We start from the raw sequence: 22,797 nt of genomic DNA, 5'->3' as shown, positions 1-22,797 counted from the left end.
GTGGGGGTCAGGTCTGGACGGCGACGCCACGCTCGAGCAGGCCGTCGACGTCGGCGACGCCCCAGGCGGTGAGGGCGGCTCGCGTGTGCTCGCCGGGGCCGGGCGGCGGCGAGCCCAGCGTCGCCTCGGTGCGCGAGAAGCGCGGGGCGGGCACGGGCTGGGTCATCCCGTCCTTGACGACGAACGTGCCACGGGCGGCCAGGTGGGGGTGGTCGGGTGCCTCGCTGATCGGGATGATCCCGGCGACGCAGGCGTCGGTGCCCTCGAAGAGGTCGATCCACTCCCGCTGCGTCCGGCTCGCGAAGGTCTCGGTGAGGAGGGCGCGCATCTCGTCGTAGCGGTCGAGGTCGGCCTGCCCGGGGCAGGTGTCCTTGATCTCGAGGAGGGTGACGAGCGTGTCGAAGAACTGCGGCTCGAGCGACCCGACGCTCAGGTGCTTGCCGTCGGAGGTCTCGTAGATGTCGTAGAACGGGACGCCGCCGTCGAGCAGGTTGGCCGCGCGCTCCTCGTGGTAGCCGCCGGAGTTGGCGAACGCGTTGGTCATCGCGTTGAGGTGGGCGGTGCCGTCGACGATGGCCGCGTCGACCACCTGCCCCTGACCGGACGCCTTGGCCTCGAGGAGCGCCGCCAGGATGCCGATCACGAGGTACGTCGACCCGCCGCCGAAGTCGCCGACCAGGTTGGCCGGGAAGTGCGGCCTGGCCTTGTCCTGGCCCAGGCCGAAGAGGGCACCGGTGATGGCGATGTAGTTCATGTCGTGCCCGGCGGCCTGCGCCAGCGGACCGGTCTGGCCCCAGCCCGTCATCCGGCCGTAGACCAGGCGCGGGTTGACCGCGTGGCAGTCGTCGGGGCCCAGGCCGAGGCGCTCGGTGACCCCGGGGCGCATGCCCTCGACGAGGACGTCGGCATCCGCGACCAGGTCGAGCACGACCTGGCGGGCCTCGGGGTTCTTCAGGTCCAGCGCGACGCTGGGCCGTCCGCGGTTGAGCAGCATCGTCTTGCCGCCGGCCAGGGCCTGGCCGCCGGGGCGCTCCACGCGGATGACGTCGGCGCCCAGGTCGGCCAGGATCATGCAGGCGTGCGGCCCCGGGCCGATCCCCGCGATCTCGACGACCTTGACGCCCTTCAGCGGTCCGGTGCCCTGGCCCAGCTCGACGGTCTGCTCAGTCATGGACCGGATCATGCCAGGACGTTGCCAGTGTTGCTGTCATCGTCCAGCGGGCGCGTCAGCCGGGCAGCACGCGGCGCAGGAACTGCCGGGTCCGCTCCTCCCGCGGGTCGCTGAAGATCTCGGCCGGCGGGCCCTGCTCGAGGATGCGGCCCTCGGACAGGAAGCAGACCGAGGTGGCGACGTCACGGGCGAAGGCCATCTCGTGGGTCGCCAGGATCATCGTGGTGCCGCGCTCGGCGAGCTCACGGACGATGGTGAGCACCTCGCCGACCAGCTCGGGGTCCAGGGCTGCGGTGATCTCGTCGAGCAGCAGCAGGTCGGGACGTCCGCAGAGCGCGCGCACCAGCGCGACCCGCTGCTGCTGGCCGCCCGAGAGCCGGTCGGGGTGCTTGTCGACGTGGTCGGCGAGGCCGAAGGTCGCGAGCAGCTCGCGGGCCTGCTCCTGGGCCGCGGCGCGGGACAGCCCGTGCACCCGGCGCGGGGCGAGGGTGCAGTTGTCGAGGACGCTGAGGTGCGGGAAGAGGTTGTAGGCCTGGAAGACCATGCCGATGCGGCGGCGTACCTCGCGCGGGTGGACGCGGGGATCGGTGATCTCGTAGCCGTCGAGCCGGATCACCCCGTCGTCGACCTGCTCGAGCAGGTCGAGGCAGCGCAGCAGGGTGGACTTGCCCGAGCCGGACGAGCCGATCAGGCAGATCACCTCGTGGCGCCGCACCGTCAAGGAGACGTCGTCGAGCACGACCCGCTCGCCGTAGGTCTTGCGCAGGTGCTCGACCTCGAGCAGCGGCGGACCGGCCGGCCGGACCGCCGGCCCGGCCGCCGGCCCGACCGCCGGGGTGGGCGGCGTGTGCTTGGTGAGGTCGGTCATCGTGCCCCTGCCCTCTCGCGCTCGGCGTACCGACGCTGCAGCCAGTCGGTGAAGCGGGCCAGCGGCACCGTCATCACGATGAAGAAGCAGGCCACGACGACGAGCGGGGTGTAGTTGAACTGGTAGTTGCCGTAGTCGCGGGCCGCGAAGACGGCGTCGAGGATGCCGGCCGCGGCGACGAGCGCGGTGTCCTTCTGCAGCGAGACGAAGTCGTTGAGCAGCGGTGGCAGGACCCGCCGCACGGCCTGGGGTACGACGACGTGGCGCAGGGTCTGGGTGCGACTCAGGGCGAGGGCCTCGGCGCTGGCCACCTGCGAGGGGTGGATGGAGTCGATGCCGGCACGGAAGACCTCGGCGACGTAGGCGCCGTAGGACAGCACCAGGGCCACGCCGGCCCAGAACAGCGCACTGTTGGGGATGCCCTGCAGCTGCAGCGCCGGCATGCCGAAGGCCAGGAGCACGACGAGGAGGATCGTCGGGATGCCGCGGAAGACGTCGGTGTAGAGCGCCGCGAGGAGGCGGACCGGCACCAGCCAGGCCGAGCGCGCCGAGCGCGCCAGGGCGACGGCCAGGCCCAGCACGAGGATCACCGGCTCGCAGATCAGGAACAGCTTGACGTTGACGGCGAAGCCGTCGCGCACGGCCGGGAACGACTCGCGGGCGTGGAACTCGCTGAAGAACAGCTCGCGCACCCGTGGCCAGCCCGGCGAGAGGGTCACCGCCGCGGTGATGACGGCGAACACCAGGACCGTGAGCACGGTCGCGAGCGCCACCGAGCCGAGCCGGCGCAGTCGGCGCTGGCGGCGGCGGGCGAGCTCCCTCGGGCTGGGGGTCCAGGCCTCGGTCACGGGAGGGCGGGGACGTCGACGACGTCCGAGAGCCACTGCTGCTGGAGGTCGGCGATGGTGCCGTCCTCGGTCAGCGCCGCGAGCGCACCGTCGACGCACGGGACCAGGTCGCTGCCCTTCTCGAAGAGCAGCCCGAACTTCTCCTGGTCGGCGCCCTGGACCTGGAACTGCCCGACGATGGTGCTGTCGGGGATCTCGACGGAGCTGATGTAGAACGCGGTCGGCAGGTCGGCCAGGATCGCGTCGACCTGGTCGTTGAGCAGCGCCTGCTTCGCGGCGTTGGTGTCCTCGAAGACGAGCGGGGCGCTGCGGGGCTTGACCACGTCGCGGATCGCGGTCAGCGACGTCGTACCGGTCTGGGCGCCGAGGCGGTAGTCGGCGAGGTCGGCGACGCTGGCGACCTTGGCCACGTCGGAGTCCTCGAGCGTGATGACGGCCTGGGCAGCGGAGTAGTAGCCGTCGGAGAAGTCGACGACCTTCTCGCGCTCGGGGGTGATGGAGATCTGGTTGACGTCGAAGTCGAACTTCTTGGCCCCCGGCGCGTAGGAGGTGTTGAACGGCACCGTCACCCACTCGACCTGGTCCTTGCTGAACCCGAGCTGCTCGGCCACGGCGTAGGTGACCGCCGACTCGTATCCCTTGCCGTTGGTCGGGTCGTTGTCGACGAACCACGGCTCGTAGGCCGGGGAGTCGGTGGCGACGGTGAGCTTGCCCTTCGACAGCACGGGCAGCGAGTCGGTCGCGCACTCGTCGGACCCGGCGGACGCGGGAGCGCCGCTGTCGGCGGCGCCCGAGGCGTCGCCGCCGTCCTCGTCGTCGACGGGCGCGCACGCGGCGGTGGCCGCGAGGACCAGGGAGGAGACGGCGATGAGGGCGGTACGACGCAGACGCATGTCTTGAGCGTAGGGCGAGTTACAGGCCTTTCGGACCCTCCCTCGGGAACGTGGACGGCGGCGTGACGTAGCGCACGGACCGGCCCCGACCGGGGTGGTGCCTCGATCGAGGAACCAGGACAGGACGCCAGCGCCATACCTGCCGTCCGCGACGCCCCCTGACCTGACGTGCCCCGGCCGAGCGTCGCGACGTAGCCTCACGGGCCGTGACCCGATCTCTCCAGCCCGCCCGCGGGCCGATGGCGCCCCGCTCGTTCGTTGCCGTGGTCCTCGCCGCCTCACTCCTCGCCGGGTGCTCCGACGGCTCGGGATCCACGGACCCCCGTGAGACCAGCACTGACGGGGACGCCGCCCCGTCGCAACCCGCGGAGCGCGAGGCCGATTGCCCGGCGCCGCCCGACCTGACCGGCACGTTCGACCCCGGTGACGCCGCCGGCGAGCCCACGCCGTACTCGAGCGGGTCGGCAGCGATCACCGTGACGGCCGAGGACGGGAGCACTACGTGCGTGGTGGCCGACGGCGTCTACGACGGGACCTACGGCGACGCCAGCTTCGACCCGAGCAGCCCCGGCGGATCGGCCGACCTCGGGGACGTCGATGGCGGCCTCGTCGTCAGCGCCCGTCCTCCGCGTGAGGACTTCCCGACTGCACCCGTCGACCTGGTCCAGCCGTCGTCCTTCATCGCGTTCCAGGTCGACCGCACCTACTACGTCGGCAACACCGACTGCGTGGTCACCGTGTCGGCACTGTCGGCCGAGGGCATGGCTGGCACCTTCGACTGCGGCCCGATCAGCGGCCGCGGCGACGGCCCGTTCGACGGCACCTCCGAGGGTCCCGAGGCCAAGCAGATCAAGGCGGTCTCCGGCTGGTTCACGACCTCGGCCTGACCGAGCCTGACCCGACCGCCGACCGGCGCTGGCTACGGTCGGGGGGTGACCGCGCTCGTGCGAGACCTGACCGACGACCAGGCCCGTACGGCGCTGCCGTGCAAGTGGGGCGAGGTCGATCCGGACGTGCTGCCGGCGTGGGTGGCGGAGATGGACTACGCGATCGCCGAGCCCGTCGTCGAGGCGCTGCAGCGTGCGGTCGCGGCCGGGATGACCGGCTACCCGACGGCCCGCGTGGGCGGCCCCCTCGGCGCGGCGTACGCCGCCTTCGCGGCCCGCCAGTTCGGGCACGACGTCGATCCCGACCGGGTGGTGCCGACGGTCGACGTCACCGCCGGGGTCAGGTTCGCGCTGGAGGTGCTCGCCCCGGCCGGCGGGCTGGTCTTCCCGGTGCCGGGCTACAGCCCCCAGCTCGCGATGGCCGAGATCACCGGGCGCGAGCGCCTCGACCTCACCCTCGACCCCGACGCAGCGCGGGCCGAGCTCGACCTCGACCACCTCGATCGCCTGCTCGCCGACGGGGCACGCGTGCTGCTGCTCACCCAGCCGCACAACCCGTGGGGACGGGCCTTCACCCGCGCCGAGCTCGAGGGGGTCCGCGACGTGGTGCTGCGCCGCGGCGGGTTCGTGGTGTCCGACGAGATCCACGCCCCGCTCGTGCTCGACGGGCGCGAGCACGTGTCCTACCTCGACGTGGAGGGCACCGCCGAGCACGCCGTCGCCCTCGTGTCGGCGTCGAAGGCGTTCGGCATCGCCGGGCTCAGGTGCGCGCAGCTGGTCACCGCCTCCGACCGGCTGCACCAGGCGCTGGTGTCGGCGCCCGCGGCCCGCAACGAGTCGTGGTCGGTCCTCGCGGTCGAGGCCTCGGTGGCGGCGTACACGCACGGCGACGCCTGGCTCGAGGCCCTGCGGCGGCGGCTGGCCGACCAGCGCGACCTGCTCGAGCGGCTGCTCGCCGCCCGGCTGCCGCTGGCCCGGCTGCGACCGGTCGAGGCGACCTACCTCGCCTGGGTCGACCTGCGCGCCTACGGCCACGACGACCCGGCGGCCGTGGCGCTCGAGCGCGGCCGGGTACGGCTGGCGCCGGGCCACGACTACCACCCGGGGCTGCCCGGGCACGTGCGGCTCAACTTCGCGACGAGCGCGGCGCGGCTGACCGAGATCGTGCGCCGGCTGGAGGTCGCGCTCGGCTGAGGTACGCCGCGCCGGCGACCTCAGCCGACAACCTCAGCCGACGGAGCGCGTCTGGGCCGCGATGACCTCGGCGTACCACGCGAAGGACCGCTTGGGGGTGCGGACCAGCGTCTCGTGGTCGACGTGCACCAGCCCGTAGCGCTGGGCCAGGCCCTCGGTCCACTCGAACCCGTCGAGCAGCGACCACACGTAGAACCCGCGGACGTCGACGCCGCGCTCGCACGCCTCGACCACGGCGCGCAAGTGCGCGTCGAGGTAGTCGATACGGGCCTGGTCGTCGACGACGCCGCGCTCGTCGGGTCCCACGGCGTACGACGCCCCGGCCTCGGTCACCACGATCGGCGGCAGCGCGGCGCGGAACCGGGCGCGGAACGTGATCAGCCACTCGCGCAGCGCGTCGGGGACGACGGTCCAGCCGCGGTCGGTGCGCGGGTAGCCGAGCATCTCGAAGACCTCGAAGGGCACGGGGGCGTCGTCGGGGGCGGCCGCGATCCGGATCGGGCTGTAGTAGTTGACCCCGTAGAAGTCGAGCGGCTGCCGGATCAACGCGAGGTCGCCGGGCGCCACGAGGTCGTCCATCAGCGGTGCGACGTCGACCGGGTAGCGGCCCAGCAGCATGGGCTCGAGGAACATGCCGTTCCACAGCGAGTCGAACAGCTTGCCCGCGCCGACGTCGGCGGGGTCCTCGCTGAACGGCCAGATCGGCGCGTGGTTGTTGGCGCAGCCGACCTCGCGCGCCCCGGCCTCCCGCAGCGCCCCGACCGCACGGCCGTGGCCCAGCAGCAGCTGGTGGACGACGTGCAGGGCGTCGAAGTAGAGGCGGTGCCCGGGCGCCTGGGTGCCGTTGCCGTAGCCGAGGAACGCCGCGACGTTGGGCTCGCTGATCGGCACCCATGACGAGACCCGGTCGGCCAGGCGCTCGCCCACGATGCCGGCGTAGTCGCCGAACGCGACGGCGGTGGCCGGGTTGATCCAGCCGCCGTCGTCCTCGAGCGCCTGCGGCAGGTCGTGGTGGTAGAGCGTGGCCATCGGGGCCAGGCCCGACTCGAGCAGCCGGTCGACCAGCCGGTCGTAGAAGTCGAGGCCTGCGGCGTTGACGGGTCCGCGCCCCGTCGGCAGGACGCGCGACCACGAGATCGAGAAGCGGTAGGACGACACCCCCAGCCGCGCCAGGAGCGCGACGTCCTCGTCGACCCGGTGGTAGTGGTCGGCGGCCACCGAGCCGTCGCTGCCGTCGGCGGGTGGGTGGCGGCGGGCGTAGGTCTCCCAGATGCTCGGACCGCGGCCGTCCTCGGCCGTCGCTCCCTCGATCTGGGCCGCCGCCGTGGCGGCTCCGAGGACGAACCCCGGCGGCAGCAGGGGCACGCCGTCTGCTGACGGTGGCGGCACCTGCACAATGATGCCCGTGAGCAGCGAGATCCGCCGGGGAACCGACCGCTTGGTCCAGCGCGAGCCCGGACGGCTGACGCAGCACTCGTTCGCCTTCGGGGCGGCGTACGACCCCGACAACCTGCGGTTCGGGCCCATGGTGTGCCACGACGACCACCTGCTGGCGACCGGCACGGGGTTCGACACCCACCGCCACAGCGGCCTGGTCATCGTCACCTACGTCGTGTCGGGTGCTCTTTCTCACACCGGCCCCGACGGCACCGCGCGTGTCGAGGCCGGCTCGGTCGCGGTGCTGCGCACCGGTGACGGCGTGGAGCACAGCGAGCTGGCCGCCGCCCCCCAGACCCGGTTCGTCCAGGTGTGGCTGACCGACGACGAGCCGCCCGAGACCCCGTCGTACGCCGTCGTGCCCGGCGCCGAGGTCGACGCGGTCGCCGCTGTCGACGCCCTGCCGGGTGCGCGGCTGACGGTGCTGCGCCTGGCCGACGGCGCGACCGGCACCATCCCCGCCGCCCCCCTCACCCACGTCTACGTGGCGCGCGGCGCGCTGCTGCGCTCGTCGATGGCCGAGCCGCTGCACGAGGGCGACGCGTTCCGCTTCACCGGCGAGCCCGCGCACGAGGTCACCGCCGGGGTCGACTCGGTGCTGCTCGTGTGGAGCTTCGGCCACCCCGCATGAGCCCGCTGCCGCCCGCGGGGGACGACCCCGCGTGCCCCCGTCCCCTCTAGCGTAGGCACATGCAACTTCGAAGGAGCGGACGCTCGGGGCCGCTGCCGTGGCTCGTCGGGCTCGCCGTGATCGTCCTGCTGGCCGCCGGTGCGCTCGTCGCGACCCGCCTCGTCGACGACGACTCCGGCACCACCGACTCCTCCTCGGACCCGTCGGCGAGCCCGTCCGACGACCCGACCGAGAGCCAGACCGACGACCCGTCGTCCGAGCCGACGCAGGGCGAGACGTCCAGTGCGCCGCCCAGCGGGACGCCCGAGGGCGCCGCCGCGCTCGGCAGCGAGCCCGAGGACTCCCCGGCCGGCGTCCCCGTCGACCAGGTGCCGGGGCCGATCGTGCCCGACCCCGCCGAGGCCGACCAGGACCTCCCCGACCTCTACGCCGACGACTGCCAGCTGACCGTCGACGAGTCCCAGCTCAAGGAGTGCGCGTACGGCGTCCCCGCGGCCCGGGCGAAGGCCACCGTCGCCGTGGTGGGCGACTCCAAGGCGGCCCAGTGGCTCCCGGCCCTGCAGGTCCTGGCCGAGCGCTACTCGTGGCGGATCGAGGTCTACACGAAGTCGGCGTGCCCGGCCTCGACGGTCCCGGTCTCCAACGCCGGCAAGGTCTACCAGACCTGCTCGGAGTTCAACCGTGAGGTGCGCAAGCGCCTGACGGAGAAGCCCGTCGACCTCGTCTTCACGGTCAGCGGCCGGGGCAGCGCGATCAGCGAGCGCGACAAGTCGGGCTCGGTCAAGGTCAGCGACGCCGCGCTCTCGGCGGGCCTGCAGCAGACGTGGCGGGTCTGGGCCAAGGCCGGCAGCAAGGTGCTGGTCGTCTCCGACACGCCCAAGCCGGTCGACCCGGACGACGACACCGACATCTTCGAGGTGCCGCCGTGCGTGGAGGACCACCTCGACGACCTCACCGCCTGCACCTTCGACCGCACCCGGGGCATCGACCTGGGCGGCTACCCCACCCAGGAGAAGGCCCTGCGCTCCGCCGGCGCGCGCGACCTGACCCCGGCGCTGCGCGGAGACGAGGTCGGCCGTCGTACGGCCCCCGCCGACATCTCCTACGTCGACGTCATCCCGTGGGTCTGCCCCACCGACACCTGCCCGCCCGTCATCGGCAACGTGCTGGTCTACCGCAACGGATCGCACCTGACGAAGACCTACGTCGAGACCCTGGCCCCCCTGCTCGACAAGGCCTTCGCCGTCATCGAGCGCGAGCCGAGGCCCAGCCGCCCGGCGGGATAGTCCCTGACGTAAATCAAGCCTCCGGGCGCCAGCGCCTTGATCTACGTCAGGGACTATCCCGGCGCCCGAGGTGAGCCGACCGCGCCGACGACGGCCAGCGCGGCGGGCAGGACCTCGACGACCGCGGGTACGCCGTCCAGGCCGGGGAGCACGCCCAGCGGCTCGCCGTCGCCGCCGACGGGGACGGGTCCCCGAGCGTCGACGGCGACCTCGACCCGTCGGCCCCGCAGCACGCTGACCTGGGGCAGGTCGACGTGGGACCCGTCGTAGACCTTCGGCAGCGAGCGCATCAGCGAGAGCTTGGAGGCCGCCTCGATCACGACCACGTCGAGCAGGCCGTCGTCGACGACGGCGGCGGGGGCGATCTTCATGCCCTTGCCGTAGTAGGCCGAGCTCGCGACGACCACGGTGGCGGCCTCGTAGTCGCGGGACTCGCCGTCGACCACGACGCGGTAGCGCGCCGGCCGGTAGCCGGCGATGGCGCGGAGGGCGGCGTAGGGGTACTGCAGGGTGCGGGGAAGCCGGTGGGCGCGGTCGACGAGCTCGCCGGCGCGGGCGTCGATGCCGCAGTAGACCGAGCCGGCCACCCGTCGCGGGGCGGCGCCCGACAGCGTCCAGGAGACGAGGTCGACGCGGCGTACGGCGCCCTCGAGCAGCATCCGGGCCTGGGCCTCGGGTCCGGCGGCGGCGTCGGGCAGGCCGAGCATCCGCGCGAAGTCGTTGCCCCGCCCGGCGGGCAGGATCGCCAGGGTGCCGTCGGCCAGGGAGACCGAGCCGGCCAGCGAGGACAGCATGCCGTCGCCCCCGACCGAGACCACGACGTCGCCGCGCTCGACCGCGGCGGCCACCAGCCCGGCCATCGCCCGTGGGCCCGGCGAGTAGGTGACGTCGACCTCGGCCCCGGCGTCGCGCAGCAGCCGGGCGACCGGGACGACGGCGTCGGGGGCCGCGCCCCCGCCGGAGGCGGGGTTGACCAGGAACGAGTAGGACCGCGGGCTGCCACTCACGGGACGAGCACCCCCGGGTTGAGGACGCCGGTCGGGTCGAGGTCGGCCTTGACGGCGCGCAGCACGGAGCCGCCGAGCTCGCCGATCTCCCGGGTCAGCCAGGGCTTGTGGTCGGTGCCGACCGCGTGGTGGTGGGTGATCGTCGCGCCGGCTGCGACCATCGCCTCCGACGCGGCCGCCTTGGCGGCCCGCCACTGGGGCAGCGCGTCCTCGTCGGCCTTGGCCGCGACGGTGAAGTAGAGCGAGCAGCCGGTCTCGTAGACGTGCGAGACATGGCAGAGCACCAGCGCGCCCTCACCGAGGGAGTCGGTGAGCGCGGCCCTGACGTCGGCGTAGAGCCGGGCGCGGTTGCTCCACCAGGTGGCGGTCTCCATCGTCTCGACCAGCACCCCGACGTCGAGCATCGCGTCGCGGAGGTAGGGCGCGTCGAACCGGCCGTGCGCCCAGGCCTCACCGGGCTCCTCGCCGAGGGGGGTCCCGCCGAGGCCCGTGAGCACCGCGGTGACCGCCGTACGCCGGGCCTCGACCGCGGTCGGCTCGCCCTCGAAACCGGTGATCATCAGGCACCCGGGATCGGTCCCTGAGCCTGTCGAAGGGCCGATGGCGTCGGGCCGGGCGAGGTTGATCGCGGTCTCGGTCTCGTCGCTGAGGCGGATCACCGTCGGCAGCATCCCGGCCTGGGCCAGGGTGCGCATGGCGTCGGCACCCACGTCGAACGACGGCCAGCGCCACCCCTCGTAGACCGTGGCCGTGGGGATCCTGCGCACCCGAACGGCGACCTCGGTGATCACGCCGAAGACGCCCTCGGAGCCCAGCACGAGCTGACGCAGGTCGGGTCCGGCGGCGTTGGCCGGCGCCGAGCCGAGCCGCCACTCGCCCCGCGGCGTGGCGACCCGCAGGCCGACCACGAGCGCGTCGAAGCGGCCGTAGCCGGCGCTGCTCTGACCGCTGGAGCGGGTCGCGGCGAAACCGCCGATCGTGGCGTACTCGAACGACTGCGGGTAGTGGCCCAGCGTGAGGCCCTCCGCGGCCAGCAGGGCCTCGGCCTCGGGTCCGCGCAGGCCCGGCTCGAGGACCGCGGTCATCGACTCGTGGTCGACGCGCAGCAGCCGTCGCAGCCGGCCGAGGTCGAGCGAGACGAGACCGGCGTAGCCCTCGCGGCGCGCGACCAGGCCGCCGGTGACCGACGTACCGCCGCCGAACGGGACGACCGCGACGTGGTGCGCGACGGCCCAGGCCAGGACGGCGGCGACGTCGTCGTGGTCGCCGGGACGGACCACGGCGTCGGGAGCGTCGGCGAGGTCGCCGGCGCGCGCCCGCAGGAGGTCGGGCGTCGACTTGCCGCGGGTGCGCAGCCGTCGCGCGTCGTCGTCGGTGCGCACGTGCTCCGCCCCGAGCCGGTCGCGCAGGTCGTCGAGCAGCGCGTCGTCGAGGCCGGACGCCGGCAGCGGGGCATCGGCGACGACGGGCCGCGGGTCGAGGCCGAAGGCGAGCTCGACCAGGCCGCGGGTCGACTCGGGCAGCGCGGCGGCGCGGGCGGGGTCGCCCCAGCGCTGGGGGTGCATCTCGGCGGGCAGGGGTCGCGTCATGCGTTACACTGTGACACATGACGTCACTTCGTCACAACGAGTCGCCGCAGGACCTCTACCTCGACGCCGCCCGCGCCTGCCTGCTCGACGTCGGCTGGCGGCGTACGACGCTGACCGAGGTCGCCCGACGGGCCGGCGTCTCGCGGATGACCATCTATCGCACCTGGGCCGACATGCCCACGCTGCTCGCCGACCTGATGACCCGCGAGTGGACCGGCGTCGTCGACGCCACCGCCGACCGCGGCGGGTTCGTCGAGCGGATGGTCGCGACCATCCGCGCACTGCGCGCCAACGAGCTGTTCGTGCGCATCGTCGAGGTCGACCCCGAGCTGGTCCTGCCCTACCTGCTGGCGCGTCGCGGCCGCTCGCAGGACCTCATCCTCGGCCTCGCCGAGGACGCGATCCGCGCCGGGCAGCAGGCCGGCGAGGTCCGCACCGGCAACCCGACCGCCATCGCCCGGGCGCTGGTGCTGGCCGCCCACGGCTTCGTGCTGTCGGCGCACACGATGGTCGACGAGCGGGTCGGCGAGGCCGAGCTCGACGCCGAGCTGGCGCTGGTGCTGGGCCGGGTGCTGGCGCCGTGAGCGACGTGGACTCCTCCCCCCGGATCACGCCCGGGCTGGCCGACGCACCCACCGACGTCGACGTCGTCGTGATCGGGCTCGGGGTCACCGGGGCGGGCGTCGCGCTCGACGCCGTCACCCGCGGCCTCACGGTGCTCGCGGTCGACGCGCACGACCTCGCGTTCGGCACCTCCCGTTGGTCCTCCAAGCTGGTCCACGGCGGGCTGCGCTACCTCGCGCAGGGCCAGCTCGGCGTCGCGCGGGAGAGCGCGACCGAGCGCGGCGTGCTCATGGAGGTCACCGCACCCCACCTGACCCGCGCGATGCCCTACGTCGTCCCGTTCACGACCTCGACCTCCCAGCCCCAGCGCGCCCTGACCCGCGCCGGTCTGCGCGCCGGCGACGCCCTGCGCCGCGGCGCCGGCACCTCCGTCGACACGCTCCCCTCGCCGCGCCGGCTGTCGGCGACCGAGATCCTCCAGCTGGCGCCGGGCCTGCGCACCGCCGGGCTCGCCGGCGGGATGCTCTCGTGGGACGGCCAGCTCGAGGACGACGCACGGCTGGTCACCACCATCGCCCGCACCGCCGCGGCGCGGGGCGCCCACGTCCGCACCCGGGCCCGCGTACTGGCCGCCACCGGGCGATCGGTGCGGCTGCGCGACGAGCTCACCGGGGCGTCGTACGACGTGGCGGCGCGGGCCGTGGTCAACGCCACCGGCGTGTGGGCCGGCGACCTGGTCGACGAGGTGACCCTGCGCCCTAGCCGCGGCACCCACCTGGTGCTGCGAGCCGACACCCTGCCGGGACTGACCGCCGCGGTCTTCGCACCGGTGCCGGGTGCGAGCAACCGCTTCGTCATGGTGCTCCCCCAGCCCGACGGCACGATCTACGTCGGGCTCACCGACGAGCCGGTCGAGGGCGAGGTGCCCGACGTGCCGGTGCCCACCGACGCCGAGATCGGCTTCCTGCTCGACGTCGTCGCGGCGTCGTTCGAGCGACCGCTGCACCGCGACGACGTCGTCGGCGCCTACGCCGGGCTGCGCCCGCTGCTAGACGGGGGCGAGGACGGCTCGACCGCCGACCTGTCCCGCCGGCACGCCGTGCTGACCAGCGACAGCGGCGTCGTCACGATCGTCGGCGGCAAGCTCACGACCTACCGCCGGATGGCGCAGGACGCGCTCGACACCGTCCACGAGCTGACCGGCATCGGGGGCCCGTGCGTCACCGCGACGCTGCCGCTGCTGGGTGCGGCGTCGCGCGCCGAGCTCGCCGCGCTCGAGCAGCCGCGCCGTCTCGTGCGCCGCTTCGGCACCGACGCGGCCCTGGTGCTCGAGACCGCCCGGGAGGTCACAGGGTTGCCCGACGACGAGCTGCTCGCGCCGATCACGCCGACCGTCCCGGTCACCCTCGCCGAGCTCGTCTTCGGCGTCACCCACGAGGGCGCGCACGACGCCGCCGACCTGCTCGACCGACGTACCCGCGTCGGCCTGGTCGCCGCCGACCGCGCCGCAGCCCTCCCCGCCGCTGAGCGCGCCCTGGCGTTGGTGGCCCGGGCGGCCGCGTCGGGATAGTCCCTGACGTAAATCACGGTTCCGGGCGCCAGAACCTTGATTTACGTCAGGGACTATCCCGCCCGGGGCTGGAGCGATGAGTTCGGGGGTCGACCGCGGTCGGTAGTCGGAGCACACTGACCAGCGGCGGGAGAGCGGGATGGCGACGACGTACGACGAGGTGGCGACGGTGACGGAGCTCGACGACTTCGACGGGCTGACCGCGCGCTACCAGCGCGAGCTGATGGCCCACTGCTACCGGATGAGCGGGTCGGTGCACGAGGCCGAGGACCTGGTGCAGGAGACGTTCCTGCGGGCGTGGAAGGCGAGCGCGACGTTCCAGGGCCGCAGCTCCGTGCGCACCTGGCTCTACCGCATCGCCACCAACGTCTGTCTCACCAACCTCGAGGGCAAGCCGCGCCGACCGCTGCCGGCCGGGCTCGGGACCAGCGACCAGATGGCCGGCGACGCGCTGGAGGAGAACCACGAGATCGCCTGGCTCGAGCCGGTCCCCGACGCCGCCGTCGTCGTGGCCGAGCGCGACACCCTGCGACTGGCCTTCGTCGCCGCACTGCAGCACCTCCCGGCCCGCCAGCGCGCGGTGCTGATCCTGCGCGACGTCCTGCGCTGGAGCGCCGCCGAGACCGCCGACGCCCTCGACACCAGCGTCGCCGCGGTCAACTCCGCCCTGCAGCGCGCGCACGCCCAGCTCGGCGAGCGCGGGCTCACCGCCGACACGGTCGTCGAGGACCTCGACCAGCGTCAGCAGGCGCTGCTCGACCGCTACCTCCAGGCCTTCTGGGTCAAGGACATCGACACGATCGTGGGGCTGCTCAAGGCCGACGCCACCTGGGACATGCCGCCGTTCACCAACTGGTACCGCGGCTCCACCACCATCGGCGAGCTGATCGGCACCAAGTGCCCCGGCGGCCACCACGACATGCCGATGATCCGCACGGTCGCCAACGGCCAGCCCGCCTTCGGCCTCTACATGCGCACCGCGGACGGCGACTTCGAGCCCTTCCACCTGCAGGTGCTCCACCTCGAGGGCGACCTGGTGCGCCACGTCACCGCGTTCTTCGAGCCGCGGCTCTTCGTGACGTTCGGCCTGCCCGACCGGCTGCCGGCCGACTGGGCACCCCCCGCCGTCGCGACCGCCCCCGCCGCCCCGACCGGCTGATCCCCACCGTCATGCCCGACAGGACGCCCGGGCCGGGGGTCGAGCTGCTGGAGCGCGCGCTCGGCTACACCCGCAGCACGCTCCTCCACGTGCGCCCCGAGCACCTGCACCGCCCCACGCCCTGCGCCGCGTGGAGCCTCGACCAGCTCCTCGACCACATGGACGACGCCCTGGGTGCCTTCACCGAGGGCGCCACGGGCGCCGTCGACGTCACCCCGCCCACGCGGGCGCTCGAGGTCAGGGTCGCGACCCTGCTGAGCCGGGCGTGCGGGCTGCTCGGCGCGTGGAGCGCCCCGGGGGTCCCGGGGGTCGTCGACGTCGGCGGCCTCCCGGTGCCGACCGCGGTCGTCGCCAGCGCCGCGGCGCTCGAGATCGCCACGCACGGGTGGGACGTCGCCCTGGCCACCGGGCGGCGTACGCCGATCCCGGCCGACCTGGCCCGCGAGCTCCTGGCCGTCGCGGTGGTGCTGGTCGACGAGGACGACCGCGACGTGCGGTTCGCCCGACCCCGCCCCCTCCCGCCGTACGCCGGACCCGCGGAGCGGCTGCTGGCCCACCTCGGACGCGACCCGGACCCACGCGGCCTGACTGGTCCACTCCCTGTGGATTCGCTGAATCGTCGGACGCGGGAGCGGCCCGCTTCCTAACCTGTGCGCATGGTCCCCCTCCTTCTCCTCACCGTCGCGGCCTCCCCGCACGAGCTGCTGGGGGCCCGGCTCGCACCGGTCCACGACCTGATGCGGCGCGGCCACGTCCGCGCGGCGGTCGGCGAGCTGGTCCGGTTGCGCGCCGGTGGCGACCTCGACGCCGACGGGTCGGCCGTCGCCGCCGCCCTGCTCGCCGAGGGCCACCTGGCCCAGGGCGACCTCGGTCCCGCGCTCGCCCTCGGTGACGAGCTCGCCACAGCCGGTGACCACGCCTGGGTGCACCACGCCCGCGCCGAGCTCGCCTCGGCCGTCGGCGATCCCGACCTGGCCGTCGAGCGGTTCCGCGCCGTCGACGGCGCCCGCGCCGCCCACGACCTGCTGCTCCCCTGGCGCGCCGGCGCGGCCCTCGCCCTGGTGCGCCAGGGCGAGCGCGCCGAGGCCCTCGCCCTGGCGCACGCCCAGCACGACCTCGCCCGGGCCGCGGGCACGCCGTACGACGTGGCGCTGGCGCTGCGCGTGCTCGCCACCACCGACCCCACCACCGACGCGACGACCACCGGGAGCAGCGAGCGCGCGCCGCGGCTGTGCGAGGCGCTGGCCCTGCTCGCCGACGTCGAGGCGACCCGCCTGCGGGCCCAGCTCGAGACCGACCTGGCCGGCCTGCGGCTCCTCGACGGTGACCGCGACGCGGCGGTCGCCCTGCTCCGCTCCGCCGAGGCGTACGCCGCGAGCGAGGACCTGTGGCCCCTGCAGAGCCGCGTGCGGCGGTTGCTCGACCGGATGGGCGAGGTCCCCGACCGGGCCGGGGCCGAGGCGCTGGCCGTGCTCACTGCCGCCGAGCGCCGCGTCGCGCTGCTCGCCGTCGAGGGCCTGGGCAACCGGCAGATCGCCGAGCAGCTGGGCGTGACGGTCAAGGCTGTCGAGGGCAACCTGTCGCGGGTCTACCGCAAGCTCGGGCTCTGCTCGCGCCGCGGGCTCGTGGCGCTGCTCGCGTCGGTCTAGGACGGCCCGGGCAGCGAGGGCCGGGCCTCAGGCCGTCGGTCCCGGACGCCGTCCGACGCCCGCGTCGCGCAGGATCTTGCGGGCCTGGACCAGCTTGTAGACCCAGATCCCGACGACCGCCACGACCCCGGCGTCGTCCACCAGACCCAGCGGCCCGAGCACGATCTCAGGCAGTACGTCGACCGGGCTCGCGAGGTAGACGAGCGCGCCGACCATCGCCACCAGTCCCCGCGGGGGCACGCGGTACCTCACCATCACGAACACGATGACCGCGACCCCCAGCAGGAACAGCCCGCCGAGCACCACGAGCACGATCGTGACCAGGTCGCTGACGTCCATCCCGCCAGCCTGGCACGTCCGTGCGATGTCTCGAGACATCGGTGACCGTCCTGCCTCAAGACATCGTTGACACGTGCTCCGTCAGGACTTTGGTGATGGTTCGGGGTTCTGGGGTCGAGGTCCAGGGGGGTCTGTCGTTGCCGAGGTAGGTGACTCCCGGGGGATTGGTCGGGGGTGTTCCGTGAGGACCTGGCCCGCGTGGTCGGCTTGTAGGGCGTGGCGGCGATCGGCTCGATCCCGAGTCGCGACACGTGCTCGACGAGGTGGATCAGGTCCGCCGCGCGAGGGGTTCAACGCCGATGCGTTGCCCGACCGCCGCCACGCCGAACGTGGCCGCCTCCTCGGCTTGGGTCGAGTCACACCGGCCTCATCACGGCTGTCCACAGCATCCCGCAGACCCTTTTGTTCGAACATATGTTCTAGTATTCTTGGGGCATGCCCGCCGCCCTCGCCGACACCGCCGTGACCCCGGCGCTGCTGCTCGACGAGGTCCGCCGTGCCCGCGCTGCGGCCGAGGCCGCCGAAGCCCGGATCATGGAGCTAGCCGTGGAGTGGGCTCACGCCCACCCCGTCCTCGAGGGTGGTGAGGGGTGGCAGATCACCACGGCCACTGGCGTGGCCTACAGCGAGGTCGACGGCACCGCCCTGGCCCTGGACCCCACCGACCCCGCGGCTGAGGAGCTGGTCGAGTGGTGCGGCATCCCCCCGGTGGCCTGGGATGCCCCCGCGGCGTTCGCTGCGGCCAACAAGATGTCCACCGCCGCCGGCAAACGCCTGATCCGTGACGCGTTGATCCTGCACCACCGCCTGCCCCGGACCTGGGCGCGTGTGACCGGTGGTGAGGTCCCCGCGTGGCGGGCGCGTCGGGTCGCTGAGGCTGTGCTGGCCGCCCCGGCCGATGTGGTGGCCTACGTCGATGACCAGATCGCCCCCGTGGTCGGCACCATCGGCACCGTCACCCTGGACCAGGTCGTGGAACGAGCCATGACCCTGCTGCACGCCGAGGCCCGCGAGGCCGACCAAGCCTGCGCCACCGAGTCCCACGAGGTCCGCTTCCACGGTGACGCCCAACCCGACGGCACCGCCGAGCTGTTCGCCCGCGGGGACTGGAAAGACCTCCACGACCTCCACCAGACCCTCACCCACGTCGCTGCAGCCCTCAAGGCCGCCGGCGACGACACCGGCCTCGACGTACGCCGCGCCCGCGCGTTGGGGGTCCTGGCCGACCCCGCCCAAGCCCTCGCCCTGCTCAACGGTGCCGAGGCGCCCGCACCGTCCAAGCAGGCCGTGCTCTACCTGCACCTGACCGACCTCGGACTGCTCGGCCTGGACCCCGTCGCCCTCAACGACACCACCCGCCACGCCATGCTCGCCCAGCAGGTCCGCGACTGGCTGGCCCGCACCGACACCCACGTCACCGTCAAGCCCGTCCTCGACCTCAACGAGGACCTCCACACCGAGTCCTACGCCATCCCCCACCGGCTACGCGAGCAGACCCAGCTCCTCCACCCCACCTGCGTGTTCCCCTTCTGCACCCGACCCTCGCGACGCTGCGACCTCGACCACATCGACGCCTGGTCGACCGAACCCGGCCAAGGCGGGGCGACCTGCACCCACAACCTCGCCCCCCTGTGCCGACATCACCACCGACTGAAAACCCACACCCCGTGGACCTACCGGCGCCTCGACACCCGACAGTTCCTGTGGACCGACCCCCACGGGTTCCACTACCTCCGCGACCACGCCCGCACCACCATCGTCGATCCACACCGGGTCGCCGACGACCCGCTCGAGGCTCCGTCTCACTAGGGTCGCCCCGTGACCGAGCGTTCCAGCCATGACCCCGAGAGCTTCGCCGCGCCGCTGCGTGACCAGCTCGAGCTGTTCCTGGACGACCACCGCCGGGCGCTGCACGACTGCCTCGACGACCTGACCGAGGAGGAGGCCCGCCGGCGGCTGGTCCCGTCGGCCACCACCCTGCTCGGGCTGGTCAAGCACGCCGCGTTCGTCGAGCAGGTGTGGTTCGACGAGGCCATCACCGCGCGCTCCCGCGCCGAGATCGGCTGTCCCGCCGACCCGGACGAGTCGTTCCGGCTCGGGGACGACGACACCATCGAGTCGGTGCGGGCCGACTACCGCCGGACCTGTGCGGCCTCGCGGGCCGCCGCGGCGGGCCTCGGGATCGACGACGAGGTCACCGGCAACCGCCGGGGCCCGCTGCCGCTGCGCTGGGTCTACCTGCACGCCCTGCGCGAGCTGGCGCAGCACTGCGGGCACGCCGACGTCCTGCGCGAGCTGGTCCTGGCGGCCCGGGAGCCGGGCCCGACGTGAGCTACCTGGCCGTCCGCGGTCAGCGGCGCCCCCGCTGGTGGCACCGACGGCTCCGGCACAACTCGGGTGCGGCCGTGGTCGCCGCCGGGCACGCTGTCCGGGTGACCGGACAGACGAGCGACGAGGCGGCGGCGTACCTGGCCCACACCGCCCGGCAGTGGCGTGACGAGACCGAGTCCGCCTGGCTCCTGGCCCACCGCCACACCGCGGAGGTCGTCCAGGCAGCCGTCGACTGCCTGGTGGCCGGTCTCGACACCCCGTCGCTGCGCGCCCTGGCCGGGCTGCCGTCGGGGGCGCCCCGCTCCACGGTGGGGCCGGTGCTCCTCGACACCCTGCGCGAGCTCGACATCCCCGAGCGGCCGGATCCCGGCAGCACCGTCGGCCTCGAGGGCCTGCGCGAGCTCCTGGCGCTCGTGCTCGACGACGTGCGCACCCTCGGCCTGGGTCTGGAGGAGCAGTTCGCGATCAGCCCCGGGCCCCCGTCGTGGGAGTCCCCGCACGCCGTCCACCTCGACTTCCCGTCCGGCAGCTGGATGATCCACCCCGGCACCGACGACCAGACGCCGGCCGACGAGCTCGAGCGCCTCGCCGACCAGGTGCACGAGTGGGTCGTCGAGGAGCTGCCGGGCCTCCGGCGGCCGACCAACTGGCCGGTGTGCCCGGCCCACCCCACCACCCATCCCCTCGAGGTGCGCCAGGTCGCCGGCGACGTCGTGTGGGTGTGCCCCCGCACGGAGGAGGCGGTGGCCCGGGTCGGGGAGCTCAGTAGTGGTGGAACCACGCCGCCAGGTCCGCGGAGATCCCCGGGCAGGTGAGGTTCTGGTCGCGGCGCGACTCCACCCACTGCCCCATCACCGCCTCGCCGCCCTGGATCACGTGGTCGTCGCCGCACCTCGACAGGGCCTCGTCGCGCGACGTGTGACCCGCGGCGCGCCACTCGGGCACGCCGAGCTCGAGGTCGCCCACCACCGCGTCCCACAGCGCAGGCGTCGAGTAGACGCCGATCCGGAACCCGGCGTCCTCGTAGCCCCGCGCCACGCCGGCGACCACCGCGGCGTTGGCCACCACGTCACTGCTCCAGTCGAACTTCGGGACCGGCTCGACGTCGATCCACACCACGGGCGTCCGCAGCCCGGCGGCCTTCATCGACCGCACGTTGAAGAGCGCCTGCTGGTAGCCGGTGTTGGCCAGCGTCCCGAGCCGCGTCGCGCCGTCGTACGGCCCGTCCTGGCCGTGCCGGGCGACCCGCTCGGCCTCGGGGAAGGACGCCACGGCGTACGCCGAGATCAGCTGCCCGCGCTGCCGGACGTGGGCGACCTGGTCGGCCAGGCAGGGGTTGGGACGGAACCCGGGGCCGTTGGTGAGCCCGACGACGACGTAGCGCGCCTCGGCCACCGGCAGCGGTTGGCCGCTGGACCGCTTCTCGGGGATGCCCAGGCCGGGCGGGCACTGCGGCCAGCTGATGTCGGCGCCGAGGACCGGCCCGTCCTCGACCTCGATGCCCTCGACCAGGTCGGCCAGCGGGTCGCGCGTCGGGGTCGGCGGGGGCGGCGCCGTCTCGGTGGGCTCGGGGGTGGCGACCGCGGTTGGAGCCGATGTCGTCGACGTCGTCGACGGGGCGTCGACCGACGGGCTGGTGGCCGGCTCCCCGGACGAGCACGCCGCGACGAGGCACAGCAGCACCGTCCCGACCGCCCACCTCATCCGGCGACCCTACGGCGGCTCGATCAGACCGGCTGTCAGACCGGCTCAGACCGGCAGGGCGACGTACGTCGTCTCGAGGTACTCCTCGATGCCCTCGAAGCCGCCCTCACGGCCGAACCCGCTGGCCTTCATGCCGCCGAACGGCGCCGCCGGGTTGGAGACCAGACCGGTGTTGACCCCGACCATGCCGAACTCGAGCGCCTCGGCGACCTTGATCGTGCGGGCCAGGTCGCGGGTGTAGACGTAGGACGCGAGGCCGTACTCGGTGGCGTTGGCCGCGGCGACCGCCTCCTCGTCGGTCGTGAACGTCGTGATCGGGGCGACGGGACCGAAGATCTCCGCAACGTTGATCGCCGAGTCGGCCGGTACGTCGACCAGGACGGTCGGGTTGTAGAAGAAACCGGGCCCGTCGGGGGCGTCTCCCCCCACGAGCACCCGCGCACCGTCGTGGACCGCGTCGGTCACCAGCTGCGCCACCGACTCGACCGCCTTCTCGTCGATCAGCGGACCGACGTCGACGCCGTCGTCCTGGCCGCGTCCGACCCTCAGCGCCCCCATCCTGGCGGCCAGCTTGGCGCCGAACTCCTCGGCGACGTCGGCGTGCACCAGGAAGCGGTTGGCGGAGGTGCAGGCCTCGCCCATGTTGCGCATCTTGGCGAGCATCGCGCCCTCGACGGCGGCGTCGAGGTCGGCGTCGGCGAACACGACGAACGGGGCGTTGCCGCCGAGCTCCATGCTCACCCGCTGCAGCTGTTCGGCGCTCTGGCGCACCAGCACCCGGCCGGCGGCGGTGGACCCGGTGAACGACACCTTGCGGAGCCGGTCGTCGGCCTGGAGGGTCTCGCTGAGGCCCTTGTCGCGGGTGGTGGGCACGACGTTGAGCACCCCCGGCGGCAGGCCGGCCTCCTCGAGCAGCGTGGCCAGCAGCAGCATCGTCAGGGGCGTGCTCGCGGCCGGCTTGACCACCATCGTGCAGCCCGCGGCGATGGCCGGCCCGATCTTGCGGGTGCCCATCGCGAGCGGGAAGTTCCACGGCGTGACGAACAGGCACGGCCCGACGGGCTTCTTGATCGTGAGCAGCCGGGAGCCACCGGCCGGGTTGTGCATCCAGCGGCCGTGGATGCGGACGGCCTCCTCGGCGTACCAGCGGAAGAACTCCGAGCCGTAGGCCACCTCACCCCTCGCCTCGGCGACCGGCTTGCCCATCTCGAGGCTCATCAGCAGCGCGACGTCGTCGGCACGGTCCTGCAGCAGCTGCCACGTCCGGCGCAGGATCTCGCCCCGCTCGCGCGGCGCGGTCGCCGCCCAGTCGGCCTGCGCCGCGACGGCGGCGTCGAGCGCCTCGACGGCCTCGTCGGGCGAGCCGTCGGCCACGGTCGTCAGGACCGACCCGTCGGCGGGGTCGACGACCTCGAAGCGACGGCCGTCGTCGGCCTCGCGCCAGGTGCCGCCGACGAGGAGGTTGCGATGGGCGGGGGCGAGCAGGTCGTCGAGACGGTCGGGTCCGGTCATACCCACCAGCCAACCACTCCAGGACTTTGCCCCTGGAGGAGGACACACCATGGCACCGGGGGTATCCTGGCCGTGTCGTCCTTCGGAGGGAGCACCTAGAAAGACGACGAGAACCCCTCGCCGACCCCATGCGGCGGGGGGTTCGCCTCCTTTTGTGA

General features: G+C 73.7%; 22 protein-coding genes. 12 read left to right on the top strand and 10 right to left on the bottom strand.

Annotated elements, in window-relative coordinates; all coding sequences use genetic code 11:
- Window positions 1-7 precede the first annotated feature (7 nt).
- The 4 genes from FJQ56_RS10995 to FJQ56_RS10980 are packed head-to-tail and all read right to left on the bottom strand — an operon-like array spanning window position 8 to window position 3,780.
- Window positions 8-1,171, bottom strand: a complete 1,164-nt coding sequence (locus tag FJQ56_RS10995; RefSeq protein ID WP_140009434.1) for a CaiB/BaiF CoA transferase family protein — start codon at window positions 1,169-1,171, stop codon at window positions 8-10.
- A gap of 55 nt (window positions 1,172-1,226) precedes the next feature.
- A complete protein-coding gene (locus FJQ56_RS10990) occupies window positions 1,227-2,039 on the bottom strand; it encodes an amino acid ABC transporter ATP-binding protein (protein WP_140009433.1) in 813 nt (270 codons plus the stop codon).
- Window positions 2,036-2,887, bottom strand: coding sequence for an amino acid ABC transporter permease (locus tag FJQ56_RS10985; protein WP_140009432.1), 852 nt, complete (start codon window positions 2,885-2,887; stop codon window positions 2,036-2,038). Before FJQ56_RS10985 ends, FJQ56_RS10990 begins: the two co-directional genes overlap by 4 nt.
- Window positions 2,884-3,780 (bottom strand): ABC transporter substrate-binding protein, encoded by an 897-nt coding sequence (locus tag FJQ56_RS10980; RefSeq protein WP_140009431.1) that lies wholly within the window; start codon window positions 3,778-3,780, stop codon window positions 2,884-2,886. Before FJQ56_RS10980 ends, FJQ56_RS10985 begins: the two co-directional genes overlap by 4 nt.
- Window positions 3,781-3,986: 206 nt before the next feature.
- Here FJQ56_RS10980 and FJQ56_RS10975 point away from each other — a divergent pair, with 206 nt between their 5' ends.
- Together FJQ56_RS10975 and FJQ56_RS10970 are read left to right on the top strand one after the other, a co-directional pair.
- Window positions 3,987-4,667, top strand: coding sequence for a hypothetical protein (locus FJQ56_RS10975; RefSeq protein ID WP_140009430.1), 681 nt, complete (start codon window positions 3,987-3,989; stop codon window positions 4,665-4,667).
- Between the two features lie 45 nt (window positions 4,668-4,712).
- Complete coding sequence (locus FJQ56_RS10970) at window positions 4,713-5,861, top strand: aminotransferase class I/II-fold pyridoxal phosphate-dependent enzyme (RefSeq protein WP_140009429.1); 1,149 nt, start codon at window positions 4,713-4,715, stop codon at window positions 5,859-5,861.
- Window positions 5,862-5,894: 33 nt separating this feature from the next.
- On the opposite strand, the gene FJQ56_RS10965 is transcribed toward FJQ56_RS10970, so the two are convergent.
- Entirely contained in the window at window positions 5,895-7,226 is a 1,332-nt protein-coding gene (locus FJQ56_RS10965) for a GH1 family beta-glucosidase (protein ID WP_246084081.1), read from the bottom strand.
- Window positions 7,227-7,266: 40 nt separating this feature from the next.
- Here FJQ56_RS10965 and FJQ56_RS10960 point away from each other — a divergent pair, with 40 nt between their 5' ends.
- Window positions 7,267-7,929, top strand: coding sequence for a pirin family protein (locus FJQ56_RS10960; protein ID WP_246084080.1), 663 nt, complete (start codon window positions 7,267-7,269; stop codon window positions 7,927-7,929).
- A 59-nt stretch (window positions 7,930-7,988) separates the two neighbouring features.
- A complete protein-coding gene (locus tag FJQ56_RS10955) occupies window positions 7,989-9,215 on the top strand; it encodes an SGNH hydrolase domain-containing protein (RefSeq protein WP_140009426.1) in 1,227 nt (408 codons plus the stop codon).
- Between the two features lie 53 nt (window positions 9,216-9,268).
- Here the strand turns inward: FJQ56_RS10955 and FJQ56_RS10950 are convergent, their stop codons facing one another.
- Complete coding sequence (locus FJQ56_RS10950) at window positions 9,269-10,222, bottom strand: diacylglycerol/lipid kinase family protein (protein WP_140009425.1); 954 nt, start codon at window positions 10,220-10,222, stop codon at window positions 9,269-9,271.
- Window positions 10,219-11,811, bottom strand: a complete 1,593-nt coding sequence (locus FJQ56_RS10945) for an FAD-binding oxidoreductase (protein WP_246084079.1) — start codon at window positions 11,809-11,811, stop codon at window positions 10,219-10,221. Before FJQ56_RS10945 ends, FJQ56_RS10950 begins: the two co-directional genes overlap by 4 nt.
- A gap of 17 nt (window positions 11,812-11,828) precedes the next feature.
- On the opposite strand from FJQ56_RS10945, the gene FJQ56_RS22435 reads away from it, so the two are divergent.
- The 5 genes from FJQ56_RS22435 (at window position 11,829) to FJQ56_RS10925 (ending at window position 16,753) form a co-directional block, all read left to right on the top strand.
- Window positions 11,829-12,395, top strand: a complete 567-nt coding sequence (locus FJQ56_RS22435; protein WP_211350841.1) for a TetR/AcrR family transcriptional regulator — start codon at window positions 11,829-11,831, stop codon at window positions 12,393-12,395.
- Entirely contained in the window at window positions 12,392-13,945 is a 1,554-nt protein-coding gene (locus FJQ56_RS10940; RefSeq protein WP_211350840.1) for a glycerol-3-phosphate dehydrogenase/oxidase, read from the top strand. The genes FJQ56_RS22435 and FJQ56_RS10940 overlap by 4 nt, the downstream gene beginning before the upstream one ends.
- A 139-nt stretch (window positions 13,946-14,084) precedes the next feature.
- The gene (locus tag FJQ56_RS10935) at window positions 14,085-15,104 is read left to right on the top strand and encodes a sigma-70 family RNA polymerase sigma factor (RefSeq protein WP_140009423.1); all 1,020 of its coding nucleotides are present in this window, start codon (window positions 14,085-14,087) and stop codon (window positions 15,102-15,104) included.
- A gap of 11 nt (window positions 15,105-15,115) precedes the next feature.
- Window positions 15,116-15,751, top strand: coding sequence for a TIGR03086 family metal-binding protein (locus FJQ56_RS10930; RefSeq protein ID WP_140009422.1), 636 nt, complete (start codon window positions 15,116-15,118; stop codon window positions 15,749-15,751).
- Between the two features lie 9 nt (window positions 15,752-15,760).
- Window positions 15,761-16,753, top strand: coding sequence for a helix-turn-helix transcriptional regulator (locus tag FJQ56_RS10925; protein WP_140009421.1), 993 nt, complete (start codon window positions 15,761-15,763; stop codon window positions 16,751-16,753).
- Window positions 16,754-16,780: 27 nt separating this feature from the next.
- On the opposite strand, the gene FJQ56_RS22430 is transcribed toward FJQ56_RS10925, so the two are convergent.
- Window positions 16,781-17,092 carry a DUF1232 domain-containing protein gene (locus FJQ56_RS22430; protein ID WP_211350839.1) on the bottom strand — a complete coding sequence of 104 codons (312 nt, stop codon included), beginning with the start codon at window positions 17,090-17,092 and terminating at the stop codon, window positions 16,781-16,783.
- A gap of 435 nt (window positions 17,093-17,527) precedes the next feature.
- Here FJQ56_RS22430 and FJQ56_RS10915 point away from each other — a divergent pair, with 435 nt between their 5' ends.
- From FJQ56_RS10915 to FJQ56_RS10905, 3 genes are all read left to right on the top strand, one after another.
- The gene (locus tag FJQ56_RS10915; RefSeq protein ID WP_140009420.1) at window positions 17,528-18,901 is read left to right on the top strand and encodes an HNH endonuclease signature motif containing protein; all 1,374 of its coding nucleotides are present in this window, start codon (window positions 17,528-17,530) and stop codon (window positions 18,899-18,901) included.
- A gap of 9 nt (window positions 18,902-18,910) precedes the next feature.
- The gene (locus FJQ56_RS10910; protein ID WP_140009419.1) at window positions 18,911-19,423 is read left to right on the top strand and encodes a DinB family protein; all 513 of its coding nucleotides are present in this window, start codon (window positions 18,911-18,913) and stop codon (window positions 19,421-19,423) included.
- 101 nt (window positions 19,424-19,524) lie between these two features.
- Entirely contained in the window at window positions 19,525-20,238 is a 714-nt protein-coding gene (locus FJQ56_RS10905; RefSeq protein WP_140009418.1) for a hypothetical protein, read from the top strand.
- On the opposite strand, the gene FJQ56_RS10900 is transcribed toward FJQ56_RS10905, so the two are convergent.
- Both FJQ56_RS10900 and FJQ56_RS10895 read right to left on the bottom strand, forming a co-directional pair.
- Window positions 20,186-21,127, bottom strand: a complete 942-nt coding sequence (locus tag FJQ56_RS10900; RefSeq protein ID WP_140009417.1) for a hypothetical protein — start codon at window positions 21,125-21,127, stop codon at window positions 20,186-20,188. The genes FJQ56_RS10905 and FJQ56_RS10900 overlap by 53 nt on opposite strands.
- 45 nt (window positions 21,128-21,172) lie before the next feature.
- The gene (locus FJQ56_RS10895; RefSeq protein WP_140009416.1) at window positions 21,173-22,639 is read right to left on the bottom strand and encodes an NAD-dependent succinate-semialdehyde dehydrogenase; all 1,467 of its coding nucleotides are present in this window, start codon (window positions 22,637-22,639) and stop codon (window positions 21,173-21,175) included.
- Window positions 22,640-22,797 lie beyond the last annotated feature (158 nt).

The organism is Nocardioides plantarum (assembly GCF_006346395.1).
In the GTDB taxonomy this organism is placed as follows: domain Bacteria; phylum Actinomycetota; class Actinomycetes; order Propionibacteriales; family Nocardioidaceae; genus Nocardioides; species Nocardioides plantarum.
Note: the sequence above shows the minus strand (reverse complement) of the source record. Positions and strands in the feature narration are given on the sequence as shown.